Consider the following 2,203-nt stretch of genomic DNA (forward strand, 5'->3'; position numbering starts at 1 on the left):
CGAGCGCGGATCCGGCTCTCGCGCGCGTGCTGCTCGGCGACGACTCGGCCGTGCCCGCGATCGCCGCGGCGCTCGCCGCCGTGCCCGCGGACGCGCACGGCGTGGCGCTCGTCGAGGTGGACGGGCCGGCCGACGAGCTCCCGCTCGCGCATCCCGCGGGCGTGGAGGTGCGGTGGATCCACCGCTCGCGCGTCCCCGGCGCCGTGCCGGGTGCGCCCCTCGTCGACGCGGTGCGGGCGCTCGAGCGACCCGACGGCGAGGTCGAGGTCTTCGCGCACGGCGAGCGCGGCGCGATGAAGGAGATCCGCGGGCTCCTCCAGGACGGCTGGGGCATCGACCGCCGGGTCCTGTCGCTCTCCGCCTACTGGGCGCTCGGCCGCGCGGAGGACCGCTTCCAGGCGGAGAAGCGCGAGCCGGTGGGGGCGATCTTCGCGGACTGAGCGCGCCCAGGCGCCGGCGGTCGTCACGCCCCCGCGCATCCGCCATGCTGTTCCCTGCGCGTGATGCGGCACGACCGCCCGCGCGGATCCCGTCCCCCCACCCCGGAGACCGCCATGACCGCTTCCGCGTCCGAGCCCCTGCCCGCGCCGATCGCCCCCTCGCCCGGCGAGCCGACGACCGCGGGGATCCCGCACTCCGTGATCGAGGACGTGCTCGGGATCCTCACCGGCACCTTCGTCGCCTCGTTCGGCTTGTTCCTGCTGCGGGACGCCGGCGCCGTCACCGGCGGCACCGCCGGGCTCGCGCTGCTGCTGAGCTACACGGGCGTGCTGCCGTTCGGGGTGCTGTTCTTCGTCGTCAACGCGCCGTTCTTCGCGCTCGCGGTGTGGAAGAAGGGGTGGCGGTTCACGATCCGCACCGCGATCTCGGTCGCGCTCGTGTCCCTGTTCTCGTCGCTCCACCCGCTCATGGTCACGGGGCTCGAGCTGCAGCCGGTCTACGGGGTGCTCGCGGGCAACTTGCTCGTGGGGATCGGGCTGCTCGTGGTGTTCCGGCACGGATCCAGCCTCGGCGGGTTCAACATCGTCGCGCTCATCGTGCAGGAGCGGTTCGGTTTCCGGGCCGGGTACGCGCAGATGATCCTCGACGTGATCGTGATCCTGCTCGGCCTCACGGTCGTGTCCGTCGTGGGCGTCGTGTGGTCGGCGCTCGGCGCGGTGCTGCTCAACCTGGTGCTCGCGCTCAACCACCGGCCGGGGCGGTACACGGGGATCTGACCGGAGTCAGCCGGCGGTCGAGGCTGCGGCGGCACGCCCGTCCGTGTCGTCGGCCGGCTGCCGCAGGTACCCGCGGCGGCGGAGCCCGACCTCGAGCGGCAGCGTCGCGAGCGGCGGGATCGCCGCGACGCCCGCGAGGATCGCCGGCTTCCAGCCCCAGCGGAGGCGGATCGCGGCCACGGCCGTGACGATCACGTAGAGGACGAACGCGGCGCCGTGCAGGCGGCCGAACACGTAGACGCCGAGCTCGGTCGTCTCCGTCACGTACTTGAGGAACATGCCGACGAGGAGGCCGGTCCAGGTCACCGCCTCGACGATCGCGACCACGGCGAAGAGGCGGCCGAGGCGGGACGGGCGGGCGGAGCGGTCGCGCGTTCCGCGCACGAGCGCCATGAAGCCGACCGGAGCCGCAGGGGAGTCGGACGCCCCGGGACGCGCCTCGGTCTCGGCGGACGGGGCGGCGTCGGGGTGCGGGGCGTTCGTCATGGAGCCTTCCGGGGCGGGGGGATCCTCGCGGATCCGACGGGCGGGGCAGGTCGCCGCCCACGGTACCCGGCGGGTTCGGACGGGAGCTGTGGGCGGGCGCCGGGCCGCTGGCCGCACGCGTCGTCGGACGGCCGCCGAGGGGCGTGTGCGTCGCCTGTGGACCAGGCGTGCGGGAGGTGCTGGCCGGACACGTGTCACGCAGCACCCTCGGCATGTGCGAGCATTTCGACATGAGGCGAATATCGCCTCGACGATCTGGGGGGATCAATTGGGGGAGCACCACTCTGCCGTCCGCCGTGCCTCGACACGGGGGACGCGCACCGCATCCGCACGCGCACGACTCATCGCCGCCGTCACGGGGCTCAGCCTCGGGGTGACGCTGCTCGTCGCCGTCGAGCCGACCGCGGCTCCGGCCGACGCGGCGACGCCCGGCATCGCGGCCTCGTCCGCGCGCGTCGTCGCGCCGACCACGAGCGTCGTGACGCCGGCCGCGACCGACG

The 2,203-nt window shown here is 74.6% G+C and carries 3 protein-coding genes; 2 read left to right on the forward strand and 1 reads right to left on the reverse strand.

The features are described 5' to 3' along the window. The coding region (locus tag DZG00_RS14795; RefSeq protein WP_147360038.1) for a siderophore-interacting protein at window positions 1-440 on the forward strand (440 nt) is incomplete at its 5' end. Window positions 441-554: 114 nt separating this feature from the next. After that, window positions 555-1,217, forward strand: coding sequence for a YitT family protein (locus DZG00_RS14800; protein WP_119383147.1), 663 nt, complete (start codon window positions 555-557; stop codon window positions 1,215-1,217). A gap of 6 nt (window positions 1,218-1,223) precedes the next feature. Here the strand turns inward: DZG00_RS14800 and DZG00_RS14805 are convergent, their stop codons facing one another. Next, the gene (locus tag DZG00_RS14805) at window positions 1,224-1,703 is read right to left on the reverse strand and encodes a DUF3817 domain-containing protein (protein WP_233549208.1); all 480 of its coding nucleotides are present in this window, start codon (window positions 1,701-1,703) and stop codon (window positions 1,224-1,226) included. Window positions 1,704-2,203: the final 500 nt, after the last annotated feature.

Source organism: Clavibacter lycopersici, from assembly GCF_003576405.1.
Classification (GTDB): Bacteria; Actinomycetota; Actinomycetes; order Actinomycetales; family Microbacteriaceae; genus Clavibacter; species Clavibacter lycopersici.

What these genes read in the sequence shown, in the direction of transcription:
- DZG00_RS14800 (WP_119383147.1), top strand. Translation starts at nt 555, where the DNA reads ATGACCGCTTCCGCGTCCGAGCCCCTGCCCGCGCCGATCGCCCCCTCG.
- DZG00_RS14805 (WP_233549208.1), bottom strand. Translation starts at nt 1,703, where the DNA reads ATGACGAACGCCCCGCACCCCGACGCCGCCCCGTCCGCCGAGACCGAG.